A 19,976-nucleotide genomic window follows, 5' to 3' on the forward strand; every position below is an offset into this window, starting at 1 on the left:
TTAATTGGTTTTTCCCTGGAAGCCATAGCTCAGCGCAACCAGCAGCAACAGGAGCGCTAAAAAACCTAGGGCTATCGATAACGAAAATTGTTGGGCTATAAAGCCCAGCAAAGCGGGTCCGGCCAGCATACCCGTATAACCGATTGTGGTAATGGCCGACAAACTGACCGTTGGCGAAATGCCGGGTAGTTTTCCGGCCGCGCTGAAAAATATGGGGACAATATTCGCTGCGCCCAGACCGACCAGCACAAACCCAGCTAAGGCTGCGTAGGCCCAGGGGCTCAGGATGGCGATTAGCAACCCAACGGCCGCCAGCAGACTCCCACCTACAACGACTGTTTTACCGTTTAAACGCGCCACTATTTTGTCGCCTATCAATCGCATGGTAGCCATAGCAACAGAAAAAGCGGCATAGCCTGCGCCAGCCAGCTCAGGGTCCATTCCTTTGCTATCGCGTAGAAAAATGGCACTCCAGTCGAGAATAGCGCCTTCTGCCAGAAAAATAGCAAAGCACATCAGGCCTAAAAATAGAACACTGCCGTGTAACCAACTGAAACGCTGGCTGCTCCCTGATGGCGCGTCTGACGTAGTAGAGAATCGGGCAATAACCTGCCGTTCGATTTCAGCAGAAAACAGATTTTTGTACTGGGTTATGGTAATGATGAGCATCAGAGCCGAAATACTAACAATGGCATAGACTGGGTTGAGCCCCATCTTCATCAAAAAGCCTAATCCTAAGGAGCCCGCCAGCCCGCCTACGCTAAAGAGACCATGCAGGGACGACATGATAGGAGTTGCATAGAGATTCTGGACTTGTACGCCGTGAGCGTTCATCGCTACGTCAATGGCTCCAACGCCTGCTCCGAAGATAAACAGCGTTACAGCCATAGCCCCAGTGGACGACAGCGTGAGTAGTAATGGTAGGGCAAGTGCCAGAACCAGTGCCGCGCAGGTTATAACAATCCGGCTTCCGAAACGGGTTACCAGCCAGCCCGAGGTAGGCATCATAACCATGGCTCCAGCGCCCAACAGTAGTAGTAGCAAGCCCAAATTAGCATCGTTGAGTGCCAACCGATCTTTGGCGTAAGGGACCATTGGGGCCCAACTGGCCATTCCAAGGCCGCAGACCAGGAAAATCAGTTGAGTAGCTACACGGGCCTTCGGTACGTCTACTGAGGATAGGGCTGTGTTCATACTAGTGTGGTAAATCGTTTCGATGATCAGTCGTTTCGGTTTGGTAATGGCATCAAATGTATAAAATTGAACGGTCTTGATTGCGTTATACCTACCTTATGAACCGATTGATTACGGAGCTTAGGCGATTTTGGTCCTGATTATATAACAACCAGCGTCGACGTGTTCGATTGAAACACGTCGACGCTGGCTCTTGAAATGGTATAGTAAACGAATGATATTGATCAGACCACGGCCAGTAGAGGCACATCTGTCAGCCGGGCCATTCGCTGCGTGTCGCCTTCAGCGAATAATTCTTCGAACCAATAATGTTCCTGAGGAAACATAATGATCAGGTCGGCTTTGTTGGCGTGAACAAACGTCAGCATGGTATCATAAATAGTGCGGCCGTATTCAATAGTCATCGTGTGGGGCAGATCGCTAACGATACGACGTAGCTGTTCGGCCCGGCTTAAGATGATCGGATCTTTGGGCTTGTCGTTGATACAGAGAATATTAACGACACTGTTGAAGCCTCTGGCAAATTGCAGGGCCGTGTCCAGCGCAAGGGCGTTAGGCGGTACTTCCAGGTTTATGCCTAAAACCAGATTACTGATTGTGGCGTCTTTGATGGTAGGGGGGACCAGCAGTAACGGTACGTTCGTTTCCGTAACCATGTCGGTGGCGGTACTTCCCATCAGCTGAGCACTTTGTGGTGCCGTACCCACGGTCGACATAATCAGCAGATCGGCCTGCTCTGCCTTCGTGACAGCGTTAATAGCCTCTTTTGTATGGCCTTCTTTGGCAATTGACCGGATCGGTACATTGCCAAAGCCTTCTTTAGCCAGACTGGATGCCAACTGGTTAAGTGCCTTCTGGCTATTATCGCGCATGGCCTCCTGGCTTAGCGGAAAATTGCCTGTCTTGGCCGGATTATCGGGCCATAGATGATAGGCATTGAGGAGCACTAGTTCTGTCTCCCAACTGTTGGCCAACTGTGCCGCAAACCTGGCTGCCTGATTGGCGTTTGCTGAAAAATCGGTGGCAAAAACGATCGTTTTCATAGAGATTGGTAGAGGTGGTTGGCGTATGATACGTAGCAGGCTTTCACTAGTCGGGCCGATGCTGATTGACTGGTTCGGCCCGACTAGTGAAATACGTTTAGAGAATATTAATCAGGATAATAGCCAGGTGCAGAACCAGACTCACCGCAAAGGATCTGAAGATGTAGTTGACAGGCATGGCCGCCAGTACAGGAACCAGCACTGCCAGGAAGGCAAGCATACTGACTAAAAACTGCCAGTCGCCACCATTAAAATAAGACATCGTTAGTAGGAGTACCGGCGAAAGAATACAGCCCTGAATAGCCAGTGCCGTTGCCGCCCATCCTATTCGGTTGAAGTCGGCTTTCGCCACAAAGTTTTTATAAATCGTTAACCAGCTGGTTGAATTAGTCGTGGTATATGACGTTGTATTTTGTTGTGTGAGCGTTGCCATGATTGCCGTGTGATTGATTTCTGATGACACAAAACAACAGCCCAAAAGGGGCATACCACATGACGGTTGTTAGGCAAATACCTGATTGTTGTTACGTAAAAAAAGGACCTGGCTCAATTGGGCCAGGTCCTTTTTGGTAAATGATGTAGCTGATTGGGCTAGCTGGTGAACGTTCCGAAGCCGTCTCCGCCTGAACCTATTTTTAAGGTTAACTTTTTTACGTTCCCCAACACTTTGAGTGAAGGGGTTCTATATTGCTTTTTAGTAGACTTATTGAGTTTTGTACGAGTTTTCATAATCTTATGTAAAAGTGGTGAGTTCTGCTAAACTATTGTTGTACAAGTACTTTCAGTGAATTTGCCTCATAGCCGTTGATGTCAACGATTTTTAAGAAATACAGGCCAGCGGGGACCTGAGTTTTTACGGAAATGGATACTTGGCTACTGTCGTCTGTTTTATGGATGTTTATAGGAATTTCGCTACCTAACTCATTATAGAATGTAAGCAAAGCGGTATCGGCGTTGGGAATAGACAGCGTAAATTTTCCACCCACGTTAGCATTTGGGAAAACGCTGGCGGCCATATCCTGACCAGGTACGTAGCGAACCGAAATGATTTTAGAGTTTTGTTCAGTGCCCGTTACATCGTTCTGCTTCAATCGATAATAATAAAGCTGCCCGGCCACAACATCTGTATCAACAAACTCATAACCAGAAACTTTAGTGGTGTTTAGCTGCCCTCCTACAGTTCCGATACGTTCAAATGACGTAGCATTCCGGCTTTTTTGAATCGAAAACCCTTGATTGTCTTTTTCCCATTCGGTAGCCCAGTTCAAAAGAATACCGTTGGGTTTAGATGTGCCATAGAAAGATACCATACTTACGGGCAGACCACCTGAAAAAATAGTCTGCGTAGCACAATCGCTTTGACCTTGCGTTGACGTACTGCCTCGCAGAGTTAAGCTACCTGTACTGCAAGGCAGCGTAACAGTAGCGGTGGGAAAGACCTGGTTTGCTCCGCCAGGTAAGTTGTTGAATGCACTGCTACAGGGAACAATAGCAACAGGATTTCCCGAGTAGCAAACCTGCACATTCGTTGACCCAACTGTAAACGTGTACTGAGCCAGCTTGACGGATGAACCAGATTGGTTGACTGTAACGGTAGGAGTGAATGAAAACGTGCAGTTTCCTGCGCCATTATTAGACACGTACGCAAGTGAGTAGCTGGTAGTGACTACGCAGGGGGTTTGTTGAGCTGTTGCATAGAAGCTCAAGGCTGTAAAAACATAAAGTAGAAAATACTTCATGGCTTTGATTGTTTAGGATCAATAAATGGGTTAGTAACTGTTTAGTGGGGTTTGGTTGTAAAATGGGCTCTGTTTGATGTGAATAGTAGAGTAATTAAACATGCAGTTATTAGTAAACTACTTTTGTTTATAGGTGTATTTTACCGGTTCAAATCTACCAAATTAAACATTTTATCCGTTGTAAATAAATTTAAATGTACTCTATGGTTATTAGTAAAGTTATCAAGAGGTTGATGTTGTTTACAAATAGATATGTTGATTTGTTTGTGTAAAATCTAGTGATCATACATAGTAGCACCTTCTTGACTCGGGCAGCTTATAAGGCAAGAATCAGAATAGAGAATGTAGAAAGCTAAGCGGACAGTATACGTACAGGAGCTTTCGAAGAAGGGTACTAAGTAAGGAATCGGCTTTTTAGCTCAGGAGTGGGGAGCATGCAGGCATCGCGCTGGCCAAACCACTGGTAGCGATGGCGGGCAATGAATGTATAAATAGTATCGCGGAAGCCTTTAGGAAGAAGTATAAAACTGTAGAACAGGGGCCAGCTACCCGACAGTTGGCGTGCCACGCGCAGCGCTGCCGTTGATTGATCATAGAAACGGCCGTTCTCCCACAAAACAAAGGAGTCGAATTGATCGGTCGAACGACCTAGCTGACGTAGTATGGCTTGTCCTGTCTCTGACTGAAGCGATGCAAACTGGAAATGTTTGTTCTTATCGCGTTCAATAATAAACGTAACGGCGGCATTGCAGAGATTACATACACCGTCGAAAAGAATGAGCGATTGACTGGAAGTGGCCGCCATAGTTACTACGTAACAGTAAATCGCTCACCTGCGTTCTGATTAGCGCTTTGTGGGCTGGTGTTGCATCAGGTCATTAATGATGTTCTCGACCTGTTCGACGGGCATTTTCTCGACCAGATACTGATGTCCTTTGCCTGAATTGTCCCAGCCATTTGAGCCATCGGCGTTCATTGTTAGGCGACCCGCTTTAACGGTATAATAAGGGGCATACCCTTTTACGCCAACCAATACAGCTGTCTGATCCCAGCTCATTCGCCCGTTCTGATCTTCCTTGGCCTTCGGGATGGAAATTCGGAATACATCCTTGATCGGGCTGTTTTTGATGGCTACATTTTGAATCAATGGGATGCCGCTGTGGATCTGCTCGCCAATCTCGAAGCCACTAAGAAGCATAGGCGTTGGCCACTGTTCGAAAACAACTTTGGACGATGGTGTGTCTCTGTACACATTGTATTCTTTGCCACTCGGGAATTTGCCCGCCATGCTGACCACCTGTTTCACTTTCTGGGCTACCAGATCCTTTCCCGAAAGCTTCGAATACTGATCGGGTTGAGAATTGAGCAGGTTCGCCAGGTTAGTAAGAAAACCAACCGTTACGATCGTTACGCTCTTATTAGGTTGCCCGGCCAGAATCCGGCGGTACAGGGCCACCGCATCAGGAACGTCGTTGTTTGAACGGACACTGTGGGGGTAGCGGGCTACTAACGTATCAGACCAATGCTGGGTGTCTTTGTCCGAAACCGCCTTGTCTTTCGGAACGCCAATGGGAATAGATGGCCGATTGAAATACGTATTCAGAACGCTCAGCACCTGAGATACTTTGGGGTAGTTGGTGCTGGCGATAGTTGCCAGAATGGTGGCCTGTTTCTGATCGGCTAAGGCATGCAGGATGGTTATTGCACCAACATCATCATAGTCGGGACCCATATCGGTATCAAAAATAATAGCCTTAGGCGACGATTTTGGCACTGATTGTGCTCGAACATAACCGGTCGTCAGCGTAAACAACAGTCCAACAAAAATAACGTGTAGGCGGGCCATAGCGTATTGTTCTTTTGCGTAAAAGCTTCTCTTCCTCTTAAATTACTTTGTGTCATGATTCCTCTTAAAGTCCTTTCTACTTCACCGAACGCCCAGCTCCGAAATCTCGGCTGGGATTGGATGCTTGGTCAGGATACGCTACCGTATCTGGCTAATGAAGTACTGCGGGTGAAACCAGAAGAAGTTGATGCCTATTATGAGGCTGCCAATGAGTTATTCGAGATGTTTGTCGCGGCTGGTCAGCACGTTATTGATACCAACCGATTTGACGAACTGGGCATACCAGCCAATCTGATTGAACTCATTAAGCTATCCTGGGAGGACGATCGGCAGATTCATCTGTATGGCCGATTTGATCTGGTTGGTGGTATTGATGGACAGCCGATCAAGCTGATTGAATTCAATGCCGACACCGCTACGTGTTTACCCGAAACGGCTGTTGTTCAGTACGCACATCTTCGGGCCAATGGGCTCGACGAGAGTCAGCAGTTTAATACAGTATTTGAAACCTTAACCGGGCAGTTTGAAGAGTTACTCGCGCTAAATCCTGATTTACAGCCAACGATACTCTTATCAGCCATTCGCGATTTTCCGGAAGATGACGCGAACGTAGCGCTGATTGGTGAAGCCGCTCGTGAAGCTGGTTTTGACGTAGAGTTTGATTTTATCGATAGCGTCGAATTTTCGCCGGATGAAGGTATTTTCTGGCAGAACTCAAAAAATGGTCAGTTCGAAAAAGTTGACTTCTGGTTTAAACTGGTACCGTGGGAGGCTATCGCCGAAGATGAACCGGAGTTGACGGGAATGCTGACACAGCTGGTCCAGAGACGGCTGGTTGTTGTCTTAAACCCAGCTTATACGCTACTTTTTCAATCAAAATACATACTGAAAATCTTGTGGGAACTGTATCCTAATCATCCACTACTGCTCGAAACGGATACCAAGCCTTTAGCGGGCAGAGCCTGTGTCGAGAAAGTTTTATTTGGACGTGAAGGGGCCAACGTACGTATTCTCAATGCGGATGGTACCGAACGGCAGGCTGTTGATGGTGAATACAACGCATACGCGAAAGTCTACCAGGAATATGCGGAATTCCCGAAAGATGCTGCTGGATATAGTTATCAGGCGGGGGTTTTCTACGCCGGAGAGGCCTGTGGTCTTGGTTTTCGGCGGGGGGGAATCATTCTGGATAATGGGGCCGGTTTTGTCGGCCATATTGTCGAATAAATAAAAAATGGGCTGCCAGTTGGCAGCCCACGCTTCAGCTACGGTAGGGTAATGGCAAACCTAACTAACTACTTAATGGATTAACTTTTATGATCTCGTTGCGCTTTTCGCTGACGACGATGTTCGAGAAACTTGGCTCGTTCTTCGGGTGTCATAGCGTTTAAGCGAGCCTGCATCCGTTCGTGATGGGCTTTTTTAAATGCTTTCCGTTCGTCAGGCGTCATTTGTGCCAGTTTGGCCTTCATGTCGGCTTTCCGGGCCTCGCGTTGCTCGGGCGTCAGTTTCGGTTTTTCTTTATGAACCGGAGGCTGACTTTGAGCATACGTAGCAACCGATAAAAACAAGGCTGCTACAGCCGTCATCATTGCGTTAACGTTCATCAGTATTTGTTGTTTAGTTAACGCTTGGATGTCGTCTTTGAGCGAGGGTTTAATTGGTAAACAAAAGTTTGTGGTTTGTGATTAATAATTTTTGTTGATTTTCCTGGAGTAACCACGAATTAACGACCATAAACCCCAAAGAATGAATAAACTGAGCCTTTATATTCAGGCGGTTACCTACGTAGCGGCTGGCCTGAATCATTTCATCAACCCAAAAATGTATTTGGCTATCATGCCGCCCTATATTCCATCGCATAAGCTGATGGTTGTGCTGAGCGGCATTGCGGAAGTTATGCTTGGCGTTGGGTTATTGTTCCCGGCTACGCGATCGCTGTCGGCCTGGGGAATCATCCTGTTGCTGGTTGCGGTGTTTCCCGCCAATGTCTATATGGCCACATCCAACCGATTTCGGCGGTTTCCGGCCTGGTTGCGATGGGCACGTTTGCCGCTACAGGGTGTACTGATCTGGTGGGCCTACCAGTATACCTGATCTATTCAAGAACCTGAATCCAGCCTTTGCACTGGGTACCACCGGGGGTGGTAAGCAGATAGTAATACACCCCGTTTTCGATGCCGTTGCCCCAATTGTTCTGATAGGGTGAGGCATCAAAAATGCGTCGCCCCCAGCGATTGTAGATGACGAGCGTCGAACCCGATAAACCGGTGTTGAACACATCGTTTTTGCCGTCATTATTGGGGGTTATTACGTTCGGAATAGTATTCAGATTTTCGACCGTAATAGGTTGCGTAGCGCTCAGCGAACAGCCATTTCGATACGTTGTCAGGGTTATGGTGTACTGACCGGATTGATCGTATTGATAGTTGTCGGGAATCTGGGTTCGGATGGTATCACCATTACCCATTTGCCAGACGTATTGATCGGCATTCCTGGTATTATTGGTGAAGTTGATCTTAGCTGCCTGATTACAATCTTCGCCAACCTGTACCGTAAAATCTGGCCGAAACGATGCATCAGTAGTCACCGTTACGTTACGTCGGGTCGAACAGCCAAACTCATTCGTCATATCAACCGTGTAGGTTGTTGTTTGGGTTGGGCGGGCAATGGGGTTGGCTATGGTTGTACTACTTAGTCCGGTTGCTGGTGCCCAGGTATACGTAGTGGCTCCACTGGCCCGCAAAAAGGCCGGTGCATCGGGGCAGATAGTCGTGTCAGGGCTAATTTGAAAATTGGCCGGGTTGACCGTAATAACCTGTTGTGTAGAGTCGACGCGTTGGCAGGTGAGCGGATTATAAGCCCTGATTTTTACCGTGTATTTTCCGGGGTTAGTGAATACGTAACTGCTACGTGCCGTATCGGTCGAGATGATTTTACCGTCAACAAGCCATTCGTACTGCTTACCGCCGATACTCGTATTCTGGAAATTTAGCGTTAGCGGTGTGCAACCCGTAATGACGCCTTTTTCGCTACCACGATACGTATCGAATCCGGCCCGTAAGCGATCTACGTCAAACTTGAAGGCCAGATTATTACAGTTCGTGCTATTGTTGGTTCGCGACCAGGCTTGTGCCGTAGCCGGGAACGAAGTACCGCCACACGCACAAACAGCGTGATAAATAACTCCCTGTTTGTTGAACCGTGACGTACCCCCATCCACGTGATCGCCCCGACCAACCGCTTCGCTGCCGATAAACGTAGCGTAGAGCAGCGATTTGGCGTCGCGTTCCAGCAGAGCTACCCAGAAGTTGCTGCCGCTGGTTGTTCGTTTATAGGCGGTGCTGGTAATAGGCAGACCCAGGGTACTGCTGCTAAGATTATACCCCGTTCGGACGTTGACCGCTCCTCCCCAGCCTGCGAGGTAAATATTGCCGCATTCGTTGATCAGAAAGGCGGTTGGGGCAATATCAGGTGTGGCCCGGCCGGAACCGATTACCGTAGAGAAGAGTGTTTTAGACAGGTTTGCATCCAGGGCATGAATAAATTGGCTGCTTCCGGCATTCTGATACGTACCGGCTGTTACGGGATACTTACCCCGGGTAGAACCAAAAACATACGGATTGTTATTGGGATCAATATCGAGCAGATAAACAATATCGTCGGCAGAGGTGCCCAGGTAGGTCAGGTGAGTGAGCTGCTGATTGTCAAACCGGGCGACGAAACCGTCGGCCTGGGTGGTGCTCTCCGGCTTTGATTTTACCGCATCGGCGCTTGCTGGCAGATCTCGACTGGTGGTGACGCCACAAACGTATAACGTACCCGTTGGTGTTAACTTAAGGCTATGCGCTTTGTCGTACCCACTACCGCCAATCCGCGAACTCCATCGTAATTGCGTTAAATCGGCGCTTAATCGGAACACGACGGCGTCGGTGGTCGTAGTCGTGCTGCCGGGCAAAGCCGGGGCCGGAAAATCGGCTGATTCCGTTACGCTGGCTACGTAGATATCATCGTCGGGTCCCACAACCACTTCGCCACGCAGGTCATCGCCATAATTACGGAACGATATGCCATCGCTATGGGGGCCTACGGCAAAGCTGGTGCCCACACCATCCTTGCTGGAGCCACCGACATACGTACTGGCCTTCAATTGCCGACCGTCGGCGCTAAGAATCGACACAAACAGATCGCTTCCGTTAACGTACTCAATGCTGGTTGTTGTTGCAAACGAATACGATGCGGGTGTGCCAAGCTGTGACTTGGTTTGATAAGCTCCAGTCGTTACCGGGAAATCGGTTGACGAAGTTGATCCCATAATCACCAGATCGCCCTGGCTGTCGATAATCAGGCTATGTGGCACTTCCGATTCACGACCTCCCAGAAACGTAGCGTAGAGCAATCGACTGCCATCGGGGCTGAATTTTAGAATCGCTACGTCGACAACACCACTGAAACGGGTTTGAAAAGCGCCGGTCGTTACCGGAAAATCGGGCGCGAAAACAATGCCGCCAGAATACAGATTTCCGGCTGGATCATACGTAGCGGTCATACCCCAGTTGTCGGAATAGGAGCCTGAGTAGGTCGAGAAAACCAGTTCGGGATCAATGGTCAATTGCTTGGTTTTGTCGTAACCGTTGGGAAACTGAAAACGCACTTTCCGGGGGGTACCGGGTGCGCCAGGTTCGAGTTGCCAGCGAGCCGCTACCTCTGTTGCCCGATCATGTTCGCTCACGTAGCTGTACGGACGGTTTTCGCTGATCGATTGTATGCTGGTTTCAATGACTAATTTTTCATCGGCCATACGGAGTTGGCTAGCCCCTATATAGACTAACTGAATAATGGCCGGATCGACGCCCGGCTGCACAATGAATTCGTATTTAAGGGTCTGATAATAAGCGTAAAGCTGGAGGTCGACACCTGGGTAAAGGTTATGGTAGATGATTTTGCCGAACGATGCTACGTTGCCGGTTGGCGTTTTGCCTTTGAAATAATTGCGGACGATAGAAGATGGGTGACTTGTCTGAATCTGCGGTGTTGAACTGGCTCCATCGAAACGTACTTCGACGGCATGTCCCGGAATGGTATTACTGACGGCTTCGCCCGCTTTGGGAGTATGATGGCTCGACAGGGCATCCCCATCGTAGAAGACGTAGTGCAGCGCATTGGCTTTCAGATAGAGATAACCACCCGGAATGTCGGCCCGAAACCGTACTTCGTTTGCCCATTGGCCCCGGTTTTCAACGAACGTAATGGGCTCGGCATGAAGAACCGTAAATGAAAGGCAGATAAAAAGTAAGAACCGGTACAAATGCCACATAGAATCGGGGGTTACGCAGTATCTGAATAACGCGATTTTGCCAATAAAATGATACGTTCAGCGATCAACCTGGCTTACTTAATTTCTTTGCTTAAGACTTTGTGTTTTTCGGTGGTTAGCCCAACTATTTTTCGGTAATTCAACCCCAGAATGTAAAACGTAGCTGACGAATAAATAAAGAGTATGCGTAATACGTTCGACTCTTATTGATGTAGTATTTAATCCTATTCCTATGAACGGTTCGCAAAAAATATCCCGTAAAAATTTCCTTAAAACCAGCGCGTTGGCGGTAGCTGCTGCCATGGGTTCTGGCGTTGACGTATTAGCAAAGCCAGCTAAATCGATTGGTATTCAGCTCTATACGTTACGTGACTTGTTGCCTAAAGACCTAGAGGGAACATTGAAAAAAGTAGCTGAGATTGGCTATAAAGAGGTTGAATTGTTTGGTTACTCAGATGGTAAGTTTTTTGGCAAAACACCCGCTCAGTTTGGGGCACTGCTGAAAAGTTTAGGGCTGACAGCTCCCAGCGGACATTATACGACGGGAAATACTATGCCCAAAATGAAAGGTACGCTTACCAACGACTGGAAACGGGCCGTTGACGATGCCGCTGCGCTGGGCCAGAAGTATATGGTTTGTGCATACCTGTTCCCCGAAGAACGTAAACTGGACGATTACAAACGGCATATTGAGCTGTTCAACAAGTCGGCCGAGACCTGTAAAGCGGCTGGCATTCAGTTTGCTTACCACAACCACGATTTTGAGTTCAAAAAAGTTGATGGTATGCTGCCGTACGATATGATTCTGAAAGGGACCGATCCTAAGTTGGTAAAGATGGAGCTCGACTTGTACTGGGCTTCGTTTGCGGAACAAGACCCGGTTGCGTTGTTCAAAAAACATCCAGGCCGCTTCCCGCTCTGGCATATTAAGGACATGGCGAAAACCCCAAAGCGCGAATTTTCAGAAGTAGGGCTTGGGTCTATTAATTTTCAGCGAATTTTCGACGCTAAAAAAACAGCCGGTATGACTCACTATTTTGTTGAGCAGGATGTTTGCCAACGCCCACCGCTGGAATCCATTGCCATTAGCTATCGGAATCTGAGCAAGCTTAGTGTGTAATCGATAATACCAGGCTCGTCGGCAATTGTCTCGCCGACGAGCCTTAACGCTAGTAAATGCTACGTCGTTCTTCTCCATGAGCACCGCTTCGTTAGCGCTCTCAAGCTTCAGCACTACATTACTCCCATCTATGTCTCGACTTTTTACCTCGCTGGTACTACTTCTGCTGATTATGTCGACCGCCTGGAGTGCTCCCGGCGACATACACATTGCGATTGAAACCAACCGAACGGCTCTGGTCATCCGGGTCGATAAAGACCAGAATCCAACTATTGTTCATCTCGGTCAACGGCTCAATAATGCCGATGAATATGCCCAGATTGCAGGAAATGGAAAACGGGGCGAAGACTATACGGGCCTGTATAACTCTGCTTATACGCCTGCTGGTGGCCGCAATTTGCTGGAACCCGCTATTCAGGTTACTCACGCCGACGGGAACCCGTCGCTGGATTTACGCTACGTTCGTCACGAAAGTAAGGCCGAAGCCAGTGGTGTTACGTTAACAACCGTTTATCTGAAAGATCCGCAATACCCGTTCGACGTAACGTTGTATTACAAAGCGTATCAGCATGAAGACGTAATTGAACAGTGGACCACTATTCGGCATACAGAAAAGAAAAATGTGGTTCTGCACAAATACGCATCGGCGAATTTGTACATCCCTGCCCATAAGTATTATCTGACGCATTTCCACGGCGATTGGGCTAATGAAATGAACCCGACCGAAGAACGGCTGACGGAAGGAATGAAACTACTCGATACGAAGTTGGGAACGCGGGCCGATTTGTTTCAGCCGCCTTCGTTTCTAGTCGCGCTTAACCAGCCTGCTCAGGAAGATGAAGGGGAGGTAATGGCCGGAACACTGGCCTGGTCGGGTAACTACCAGATTGCTTTTGAGGTGGACCCATTGCATAATCTACGGCTTATGGCTGGCATAAACCCATATGCATCGGCCTATACGCTGACTCCTGGAAAAGAGTTTGTAACGCCATCATTTCTGTTTACGTATTCCAGCACGGGCAAAGGAACAGCAAGTCGCAACCTGCATCGCTGGGCGCGGAAGTTCCGTATTCCTCAGGGCAAGGGTAATCGCGTTACGTTGCTCAATAACTGGGAAGCAACGTTTTTTGATTTTAATGAAGAGAAACTGACCGCACTCTTTAAAGATGGTAAAAAATTAGGTGTTGATTTATTCCTGCTCGATGACGGCTGGTTTGGCAATAAATATCCCAGAAATGATGATCGGGCGGGGCTGGGCGACTGGCAGGAAAACGTTAAGAAATTGCCGCACGGATTGGGGTACCTGGTAAAAGAAGCCGAAAAGGCAGGTATTAAGTTTGGTATCTGGCTGGAGCCGGAAATGGTAAGCCCCAAAAGTGAATTGTATGAAAAACACCCCGATTGGGTGTTGAAATTGCCTAACCGGCAGGAGTATTATTTCCGCAACCAGCTGGTGTTAGACCTGACTAATCCGAAGGTGCAGGATTTCGTGTTTAGTATCGTTGATAATGTTGTTACGAAAAATCCTACATTGGGTTATATTAAATGGGATTGTAATGCGGTCATTTACAATGCATTTTCGGCTACCAATTCGAACCCATCGCACCTTTATGTCGATTACGTACAGGGGCTCTATAACGTAATGGAACGCCTGCACACAAAATACCCGACATTACCCATGATGCTTTGCTCGGGTGGTGGCGGTCGCGTTGATTATGGCGCGTTACGTTATTTTACCGAATTCTGGCCCAGCGACAATACCGATGGTCTGGAGCGGGTATTCATCCAGTGGAATTATTCCTATTTCTTCCCGTCAATTGCTACGTGTAATCACGTAACAGACTGGGGAAAACAGCCCATAAAGTTCCGGACCGACGTAGCCATGATGGGAAAGCTGGGTTACGATATTGTCGTGAGTAAGCTGGATGAGAAAGAATTGCAGTTTAGCCAGCAGGCGCTGAAAACCTACGAGCAAATCAAAAACGTCTTGTGGCAGGGTGATCTGTTTCGTTTAGCGTCGCCCTATGAAGGCGACGTAGCATCGCTGATGTATGTTAGTGAGCCCAAAGATCGGGCAGTATGGTTCTCCTATCTGACAAACAATCGATACAAAGCCGGAAGCCTAGCCCCTATTCGTTTGAAAGGACTTGACCCCGCCAAAAAATATACTGTCCGTGAGCTGAATATCTATCCGGGTACCAAATCATCGATTAATGATGATGCTACTACGTATTCGGGAAATTATTTGATGACAGTTGGTTTCAACCCAAAAGTTGATGCTCGTAGAACTAGCGTGGTACTTGAGCTAACAGAAAGTAAATAAAAACTATGCACTATGCCTGTGGGGCTGTGAGTATCTACAGGCATAGCAGAACCGGTAAACTGGGTACACGGCACAAGTAGTGTTGCTAGAATGCTGGGATAAGAACTATAACGTGACCCGGAAAGGTATAAACGGGGCGTTTGACTTATTTAAGCTCAAGAATGCTTTTCTCCGATTTTTTGCGGATTCGGGGAAGGTTTGGGCGAATCGACATGGCATAACGTAGGCGAACCTGCTGCGTATAGTCCTCTAACATTCGGTAAAATTTCTCTTCAGGGCTGGTTTCGGAGTCAGATGAGTTATTCGAAAGGTTGGCCATACATCGAGAAATTCTGTGGATTAGATTTTTTCGGACGCAAAATAATCAAAATTAATTATTAGTAAAGGTTATGTTTCGTTAATTAACTGAAATGTAACTCGTGTTAACAAAATTAGGAGTCATTAGTAATGGCTTTACGGGGCTTGTTACTTTCTCCTGACTATCGAGCCAGATGGCCTGCAACTGTTGTATACAGGAAATGAGCTGTGTCCGGCCTTTGTCCTTATACAGAAAATTAGATGAGCCTAATTCACGGCAGCGTTGAATGGAATCAGTATGACGAATGGCCGAAAGAATATAGACCGGAATGAATCGAAAGTCTTCGTTGCTTTTTAAAATATGAAGAAGTTCAAAACCAGAGAATATGGGCAGCTCCAGATCCAGAATAATAAGATCGGGTAATCGACGATCTAGCTGGTGTGTTAAATGAACCAGCAGGTCTGACCCATTTGAGAATAAACGAAGCGTACATTCTGTAAAATGATGATCAAAAGCTCCTTTTAGAAGAGAACGTTCGTTTTCGTCATCATCTACAGCGTAAATTAATGGATTCGTTGGAGAAGGCATGATTTGGAGGTTATCACTAGGTATTATCCATCATGTGTATAGGCAATGTAACTATAATTGCCATAACTGCGGCTGTTAAGCTGACGAAATTAATAATAAAATGAAATAAGTTATACTTGATCTTATGTTTATATAATTAGTAGGTCGGCGTTATTTTCGTTAGTGATACGCCTTTCTTTCGGAAAAGAATCGAAGGTATTTAATTCTATTGGTTTAGTGGATTATTTGTTCGGTCTGCAATCTGTATCGATACCTATGCTCGTATATAGCATACAGTAAACGATATGTTATGACTTTCTTTTTTGAACAGGCCTCAGCCAATCCGGCGGAGTTGCTTGAGTGGCCTATAATTAGTGTATATGAGAGGAGTAAGGGTAGGCGTCCGGTAGCTGTAATTGATATTATCAGTTTAGAGGCTGACAAAAATTATTGCCTGATTAATTTAAAAAACGACCAGCGTATACTAACGACCAAAACCGTAAAGCATTATCAACTCCAGTTGCCCTCAGTCTGGTTTATCCAGCTTCATCGTAAGGCTATTGTTAACCGGCAGTTTATTGAAAGAATAGAAAATAAGGAGGGGGCTTATAAAGTTGGGCTGACTAATGGGCAATCATTCCCGGTTTCACGGCGTCGATGGGGGCAAATTCGTCAACAATTGTTAGGGAATGCGGCTGTAAAGAGTCGTTCGATAAATGCTTCTTTTCGATAATTTTATTCTGCAATGCCTACAGAATCAAGTATATATAGATGGGAAATACGGCTAAATAGATAATTAATTTTCGATTAATATTCAATTTTATAGTAGAATAATTAAACATTTGTCTTTGTTCTACTGATATATTAATCATGGGTACTATTATGAAGCCAACAGTAGGCAATATAATCCGGCTGTGGTTCGGAGCAGATACACCAATCCGACAATATAAAGTAAAGCTGAATCCTGAATTATGGGCTGCCTGCGAGCGTGTCAGCCAGGATTTTGTACCACCTTCTGGCATTTTACTGAAGGAAAACTATCGTAAGTCCGATAAAACCTCATTTGCCAGAGCGGTACTGGAGGAGTTAGACCAGGTAGATGAAGAGGCCGAAGAACACGTTGGACTGGCTCATTAGCAGCCTGGATAACAACGGTTGATGGTAGGGATGTACTAATTTTCGGAAGAGCAGCTAATCAAAAATGCCTCTATAGATGTCTACAGAGGCATTTTTGATTAGCTGTGTGCTGTTATGAAACCCTAATTCATCTTTAGCTTAAACGTACCATTGGTTAACGTAATGGTATCGGTCTTGCTTTGTTTTGCGTACCCACGCCCTTCGGGATCGATGTCGGAGTCGTAGCCAGTTGTTTTGGTGATCGCTTTATCTTCCATTTTGTTGATTAGTCGACCCACACCGCCGAAAACCGTAGCCGTGGCTTTCTCTTTCCAGTAGCTTCCTGCCAGTGAGCAACTGAATGTTGCCTGAAGAAAACCGTCTGCCCCCATTGCTACGTCGATGGTTTCATCGTTGTTCTGCGATTTTCCCACGTGATACTCCATCCGGGGCTCGCGGGTTTCTTCAACGTATTTAACAATGGCAATGCCTTTGTATTTGCCCAAATCCTGAATTTTTTTCTTGTTCTCTTTGGTGTCTGGCTTGTCGGCGTCAACGATCAGATACGTACCGGTTTCGATAATGTCTTTGTGATCATAGCTACCCAACCAGATTCGAACCGACCGATCAGGTTTGATGCTATTAGCCGTTACCCACCAATAATTACCGATTCGTATCCGGCGCGGTTGGGTATCGTATTTTTTGCCATCAACCTGAATCGAAAAGCTGTTGTCGTTGGCTATTTGGGCAAACGTGGCCGTAGCCATTGCCGTTAAAAAAAGAAAGGCAAAAATGAATTTCATGATTTTCCTGGTTTGATTGTCGGTGCTCTTAAGATAGGAGCTTTTATGAATGAAATCGAGATCTAGTTCGCTATAGGTCAGAAGTTTTACATCAACGTCATTAGTACGTTATGAGATAGCTTTACAAAGTTCATAGAAAGCCCGTTACGGACGAAGGATAATTCGGTAAACCGAATGTTTTCCTGAATGAACTTGCAAAAAGTGTGTTTAAATTGAATGTCTGTCTGCGCCCACTCATCGGCCCAATGAATACGTAAACGCAAACGAGCCCGTCAGGATTGATCCTGACGGGCTCGTAAACATGAGAAGATTACAAAATCAATAAACGACTTCCCATTCATGGGTTCCGGCTCCAACTCCCTCTATTTTCCAGTAATTCCCTTCCTGGCTGGCTTTAACAACCGTACCGTTTTGACGAATCTGGCCTTTGGCTTTTTTTCGGGGTAGATATACCGTTCCTTTGGTATTGGCTGGTAGTGTGGTACGTAGCATGAATCGATTGGCCGCATTCTCAAAAGAAGTTAGAATAGTACCCCTCAGCGTCGCCAGTTGGAGCGATGCCTGACGTAACGTATCGGGTTGGGGTTTGATCTGGACCGTCTCGAAAGCGGGCGATAATGGTTCTACTCCCATTAACTTTCTGACGATGATATTGGCCGGAGCCGCTCCCCAGGCATGGTTCCAGTCCTGGTTGGGCTTATAGCGCGTGTCCCAGGCTTCGGTGGTCATAGTCGAGCCCGTACGAATCATGTTGTACCAGCTACGTTCTTCGGTCGATGTCAGCAGAGACAGGGCATAGGTACTTTCGTTGGCGTTATAGAGCGCATCCAGTAAGAATTGCGAGCCATACACACTACACGCCATACCGCGCGAGCGAATATGAGCCAGCACGCTCGACTGATAGTTATCGGGAACCAGGCCAAACGCCAGCGCCATCATGTTGGCATGAAGCGATGAATGGTCAGTTCCTTCGCCATCCCGAACCAGCCCTGTTTTCGAGTCAATAAACGTTGTCTGATACGCTTTTTTTACCTGGCTGGCGCGGTTCCGATAGAACGTAGCGTCGTCGGTTTTGCCAAGCTGAGCAGCTAGCTGCGCCATAACTACTAGCCCCTGATAATGAAACGCGTTGACCACAGCATTGTAGTCCCTGAACACAAATCCATCGGTTTCGCCCACCTCTTTTTTGCCAAGTCCCAGAACGCCCTGCTGGGGCCAGTCGACAATATCCTGAATCGTCGTTCGACCGTCGAAGGTTTCGTAATGAATTGATTTCGTAAACTCCGGCGTCTGTAGGCCGGTACGGGTGCTGATAAGTCCATCCGGGCGGGCCAGCGCTACCAGTAGTTTGGCTTTCAGATCGGGATAGAGAGCGGCTACCGCCCGAGAATCGCCGGAATAGAGGTAGTCGTTCCAGGCTATCAGTACATTTTGTAACGACCATTCTGTGGGCCACGTAGCATGAAAAATCAGGTAATTCAGGGAGCGTTTGGCAATCGTGTATTCTGCATCGGTAGCGTAGTGAGATAGCTGATTGATAACGGCGTCGCCCTCATAGGGAATCCGCTCGCGGTCGCCATCAACGTAATAACCGCTGAACGTAGTGGCTTTGATGGTATGCTTACAGAGATCCCAGATTTGATTCAGGGTCGAGTCTGAGCTACTGAACGTAGTGGCCTGGTCATCGAATGGGTAATTGACCGTTTGCCGGACGATGTGATCAATACGGGCGGTATTTGGTAAATCCAATTCAACGTAGCGAAACGGGAGCACTTCGCCTATATAATCGGGCATCAAAATCGCTTTGGGACCCGTGTTACGTTTGTCGGGCCTGAACTGAACGGCATAGCGATGGACTCCCTTCTGTAAGGGAACTAGAATCCGGCGATACCGCAACGTACCAGCGGGTTTTGTATTAACATGCCCATCCGCCGTAACGGCTTCGCCAACGTGCAGCACCAGCGTATCGCGGTCCGATTGGGTGCTGGCCGTTACGTAGAACTGGCCGAAGGCGTCTTTCTCGAAGTCATATAGCATCCGGTTCTTGCTCAGTGTACGCTGTGAATGAGGAGCTTCTTCTGTTTTGACGAGCGGATAGTAGGGCGTTTCGTAATCGGCCAGTTTAGGAGCTGTACGGAATGCCTTCGGAGCCGAAAAGTCACTTTCCTGATTCTGATCGTCCCAGATTTTTACTTTCCAGAAATAAATTCGGTCGGGGTCCAGCACGGGCGGAATCAGGATGCTATTACTTCGACTACTTACCATCTTCCCCGAATCCCAGAAATCGCCTACGTTTTCGGCACAGTTCTTTTTTGATGTGCTGACAATCAATCGAAAAGCGGTTTGGCGGCTATTGGCTCGCTTATCAGGATTGATCCAGCTAAATGACGGATGAGCACTACGTATCAGGGCCAGCTGGCCGTTAAAATGCGTTGAATCGGCGGCATCGAGGGTTAGATTCGTTAAAAAGCCATTGCTCCAAACGTTATCAGTGTGAAGCAGTAAGTCGGTACGTAGTGATGTTGGCGGGACAGCCTGAGCCAAAGCCGTTAGACTGGACAAGAGCAGTACACAAAAGAAAGAATATCGCATGAAGGTTTTTTGATGTCT

Annotated in this window: 18 protein-coding genes; 6 read left to right on the forward strand and 12 right to left on the reverse strand. The window is 47.3% G+C overall.

The annotated features are described in order from the left end of the window. The 6 genes from GK108_RS04305 to GK108_RS04330 all read right to left on the reverse strand — a co-directional run bounded on the left by GK108_RS04305 (nucleotide 1) and on the right by GK108_RS04330 (nucleotide 5,822). Entirely contained in the window at nucleotides 1-1,194 is a 1,194-nt protein-coding gene (locus GK108_RS04305; protein ID WP_163943272.1) for an MFS transporter, read from the reverse strand. Between the two features lie 224 nt (nucleotides 1,195-1,418). Further along, nucleotides 1,419-2,237: a universal stress protein gene (locus GK108_RS04310; protein WP_163943274.1), complete on the reverse strand. Its 819-nt coding sequence runs from the start codon at nucleotides 2,235-2,237 to the stop codon at nucleotides 1,419-1,421. 97 nt (nucleotides 2,238-2,334) lie between these two features. Beyond that, nucleotides 2,335-2,670 carry a hypothetical protein gene (locus tag GK108_RS04315; RefSeq protein ID WP_163943278.1) on the reverse strand — a complete coding sequence of 112 codons (336 nt, stop codon included), beginning with the start codon at nucleotides 2,668-2,670 and terminating at the stop codon, nucleotides 2,335-2,337. Between the two features lie 328 nt (nucleotides 2,671-2,998). Further along, nucleotides 2,999-3,976 (reverse strand): T9SS type A sorting domain-containing protein, encoded by a 978-nt coding sequence (locus GK108_RS04320; RefSeq protein ID WP_163943281.1) that lies wholly within the window; start codon nucleotides 3,974-3,976, stop codon nucleotides 2,999-3,001. Between the two features lie 394 nt (nucleotides 3,977-4,370). Continuing rightward, nucleotides 4,371-4,781 carry a thiol-disulfide oxidoreductase DCC family protein gene (locus GK108_RS04325; RefSeq protein ID WP_163943284.1) on the reverse strand — a complete coding sequence of 137 codons (411 nt, stop codon included), beginning with the start codon at nucleotides 4,779-4,781 and terminating at the stop codon, nucleotides 4,371-4,373. Between the two features lie 39 nt (nucleotides 4,782-4,820). After that, nucleotides 4,821-5,822: a nucleoside hydrolase gene (locus GK108_RS04330; protein ID WP_163943289.1), complete on the reverse strand. Its 1,002-nt coding sequence runs from the start codon at nucleotides 5,820-5,822 to the stop codon at nucleotides 4,821-4,823. Nucleotides 5,823-5,876: 54 nt separating this feature from the next. Here GK108_RS04330 and GK108_RS04335 point away from each other — a divergent pair, with 54 nt between their 5' ends. After that, a complete protein-coding gene (locus GK108_RS04335) occupies nucleotides 5,877-7,049 on the forward strand; it encodes a glutathionylspermidine synthase family protein (RefSeq protein WP_163943292.1) in 1,173 nt (390 codons plus the stop codon). An 80-nt stretch (nucleotides 7,050-7,129) separates the two neighbouring features. Here the strand turns inward: GK108_RS04335 and GK108_RS04340 are convergent, their stop codons facing one another. Further along, entirely contained in the window at nucleotides 7,130-7,429 is a 300-nt protein-coding gene (locus GK108_RS04340) for a hypothetical protein (protein ID WP_163943294.1), read from the reverse strand. Nucleotides 7,430-7,571: 142 nt separating this feature from the next. Here GK108_RS04340 and GK108_RS04345 point away from each other — a divergent pair, with 142 nt between their 5' ends. After that, the gene (locus GK108_RS04345) at nucleotides 7,572-7,919 is read left to right on the forward strand and encodes a DoxX family protein (RefSeq protein WP_163943297.1); all 348 of its coding nucleotides are present in this window, start codon (nucleotides 7,572-7,574) and stop codon (nucleotides 7,917-7,919) included. Nucleotide 7,920: 1 nt separating this feature from the next. Here the strand turns inward: GK108_RS04345 and GK108_RS04350 are convergent, their stop codons facing one another. Further along, a complete protein-coding gene (locus tag GK108_RS04350) occupies nucleotides 7,921-11,139 on the reverse strand; it encodes a DUF7948 domain-containing protein (RefSeq protein ID WP_163943300.1) in 3,219 nt (1,072 codons plus the stop codon). A 232-nt stretch (nucleotides 11,140-11,371) separates the two neighbouring features. On the opposite strand from GK108_RS04350, the gene GK108_RS04355 reads away from it, so the two are divergent. Both GK108_RS04355 and GK108_RS04360 read left to right on the forward strand, forming a co-directional pair. Further along, entirely contained in the window at nucleotides 11,372-12,259 is an 888-nt protein-coding gene (locus GK108_RS04355) for a sugar phosphate isomerase/epimerase family protein (protein ID WP_163943303.1), read from the forward strand. 130 nt (nucleotides 12,260-12,389) lie between these two features. Then, a complete protein-coding gene (locus GK108_RS04360) occupies nucleotides 12,390-14,582 on the forward strand; it encodes an alpha-galactosidase (RefSeq protein ID WP_163943306.1) in 2,193 nt (730 codons plus the stop codon). Between the two features lie 145 nt (nucleotides 14,583-14,727). Here the strand turns inward: GK108_RS04360 and GK108_RS04365 are convergent, their stop codons facing one another. Both GK108_RS04365 and GK108_RS04370 read right to left on the reverse strand, forming a co-directional pair. Then, nucleotides 14,728-14,901 carry a hypothetical protein gene (locus GK108_RS04365; RefSeq protein WP_163943308.1) on the reverse strand — a complete coding sequence of 58 codons (174 nt, stop codon included), beginning with the start codon at nucleotides 14,899-14,901 and terminating at the stop codon, nucleotides 14,728-14,730. Nucleotides 14,902-14,979: 78 nt separating this feature from the next. After that, a complete protein-coding gene (locus GK108_RS04370) occupies nucleotides 14,980-15,468 on the reverse strand; it encodes a response regulator (RefSeq protein ID WP_163943311.1) in 489 nt (162 codons plus the stop codon). Nucleotides 15,469-15,757: 289 nt separating this feature from the next. Between GK108_RS04370 and GK108_RS04375 the strand changes: the two genes are divergently transcribed. Then, a complete protein-coding gene (locus GK108_RS04375; protein ID WP_163943314.1) occupies nucleotides 15,758-16,180 on the forward strand; it encodes a LytR/AlgR family response regulator transcription factor in 423 nt (140 codons plus the stop codon). Nucleotides 16,181-16,329: 149 nt separating this feature from the next. Then, a complete protein-coding gene (locus GK108_RS04380; RefSeq protein WP_246224652.1) occupies nucleotides 16,330-16,584 on the forward strand; it encodes a hypothetical protein in 255 nt (84 codons plus the stop codon). A 122-nt stretch (nucleotides 16,585-16,706) separates the two neighbouring features. On the opposite strand, the gene GK108_RS04385 is transcribed toward GK108_RS04380, so the two are convergent. Together GK108_RS04385 and GK108_RS04390 are read right to left on the reverse strand one after the other, a co-directional pair. Then, on the reverse strand, nucleotides 16,707-17,366 hold the full coding sequence (locus GK108_RS04385; protein WP_163943320.1) for a hypothetical protein: 660 nt from the start codon (nucleotides 17,364-17,366) through the stop codon (nucleotides 16,707-16,709). Between the two features lie 318 nt (nucleotides 17,367-17,684). Continuing rightward, entirely contained in the window at nucleotides 17,685-19,958 is a 2,274-nt protein-coding gene (locus tag GK108_RS04390; protein WP_163943323.1) for an alpha-L-rhamnosidase-related protein, read from the reverse strand. Nucleotides 19,959-19,976 lie beyond the last annotated feature (18 nt).

This window comes from Spirosoma terrae (assembly GCF_010435915.1).
Classification (GTDB): domain Bacteria; phylum Bacteroidota; class Bacteroidia; order Cytophagales; family Spirosomataceae; genus Spirosoma; species Spirosoma terrae.

Coding starts and splice junctions, on each gene's coding strand:
- GK108_RS04315 (WP_163943278.1), bottom strand. CDS start 2,670: ATGGCAACGCTCACACAACAAAATACAACGTCATATACCACGACTAAT.
- GK108_RS04375 (WP_163943314.1), top strand. CDS start 15,758: ATGACTTTCTTTTTTGAACAGGCCTCAGCCAATCCGGCGGAGTTGCTT.
- GK108_RS04355 (WP_163943303.1), top strand. CDS start 11,372: ATGAACGGTTCGCAAAAAATATCCCGTAAAAATTTCCTTAAAACCAGC.
- GK108_RS04335 (WP_163943292.1), top strand. CDS start 5,877: ATGATTCCTCTTAAAGTCCTTTCTACTTCACCGAACGCCCAGCTCCGA.
- GK108_RS04325 (WP_163943284.1), bottom strand. CDS start 4,781: ATGGCGGCCACTTCCAGTCAATCGCTCATTCTTTTCGACGGTGTATGT.
- GK108_RS04310 (WP_163943274.1), bottom strand. CDS start 2,237: ATGAAAACGATCGTTTTTGCCACCGATTTTTCAGCAAACGCCAATCAG.
- GK108_RS04330 (WP_163943289.1), bottom strand. CDS start 5,822: ATGGCCCGCCTACACGTTATTTTTGTTGGACTGTTGTTTACGCTGACG.
- GK108_RS04340 (WP_163943294.1), bottom strand. CDS start 7,429: ATGAACGTTAACGCAATGATGACGGCTGTAGCAGCCTTGTTTTTATCG.
- GK108_RS04370 (WP_163943311.1), bottom strand. CDS start 15,468: ATGCCTTCTCCAACGAATCCATTAATTTACGCTGTAGATGATGACGAA.
- GK108_RS04360 (WP_163943306.1), top strand. CDS start 12,390: ATGTCTCGACTTTTTACCTCGCTGGTACTACTTCTGCTGATTATGTCG.
- GK108_RS04385 (WP_163943320.1), bottom strand. CDS start 17,366: ATGAAATTCATTTTTGCCTTTCTTTTTTTAACGGCAATGGCTACGGCC.
- GK108_RS04365 (WP_163943308.1), bottom strand. CDS start 14,901: ATGGCCAACCTTTCGAATAACTCATCTGACTCCGAAACCAGCCCTGAA.
- GK108_RS04345 (WP_163943297.1), top strand. CDS start 7,572: ATGAATAAACTGAGCCTTTATATTCAGGCGGTTACCTACGTAGCGGCT.
- GK108_RS04390 (WP_163943323.1), bottom strand. CDS start 19,958: ATGCGATATTCTTTCTTTTGTGTACTGCTCTTGTCCAGTCTAACGGCT.
- GK108_RS04380 (WP_246224652.1), top strand. CDS start 16,330: ATGAAGCCAACAGTAGGCAATATAATCCGGCTGTGGTTCGGAGCAGAT.
- GK108_RS04305 (WP_163943272.1), bottom strand. CDS start 1,194: ATGAACACAGCCCTATCCTCAGTAGACGTACCGAAGGCCCGTGTAGCT.
- GK108_RS04350 (WP_163943300.1), bottom strand. CDS start 11,139: ATGTGGCATTTGTACCGGTTCTTACTTTTTATCTGCCTTTCATTTACG.
- GK108_RS04320 (WP_163943281.1), bottom strand. CDS start 3,976: ATGAAGTATTTTCTACTTTATGTTTTTACAGCCTTGAGCTTCTATGCA.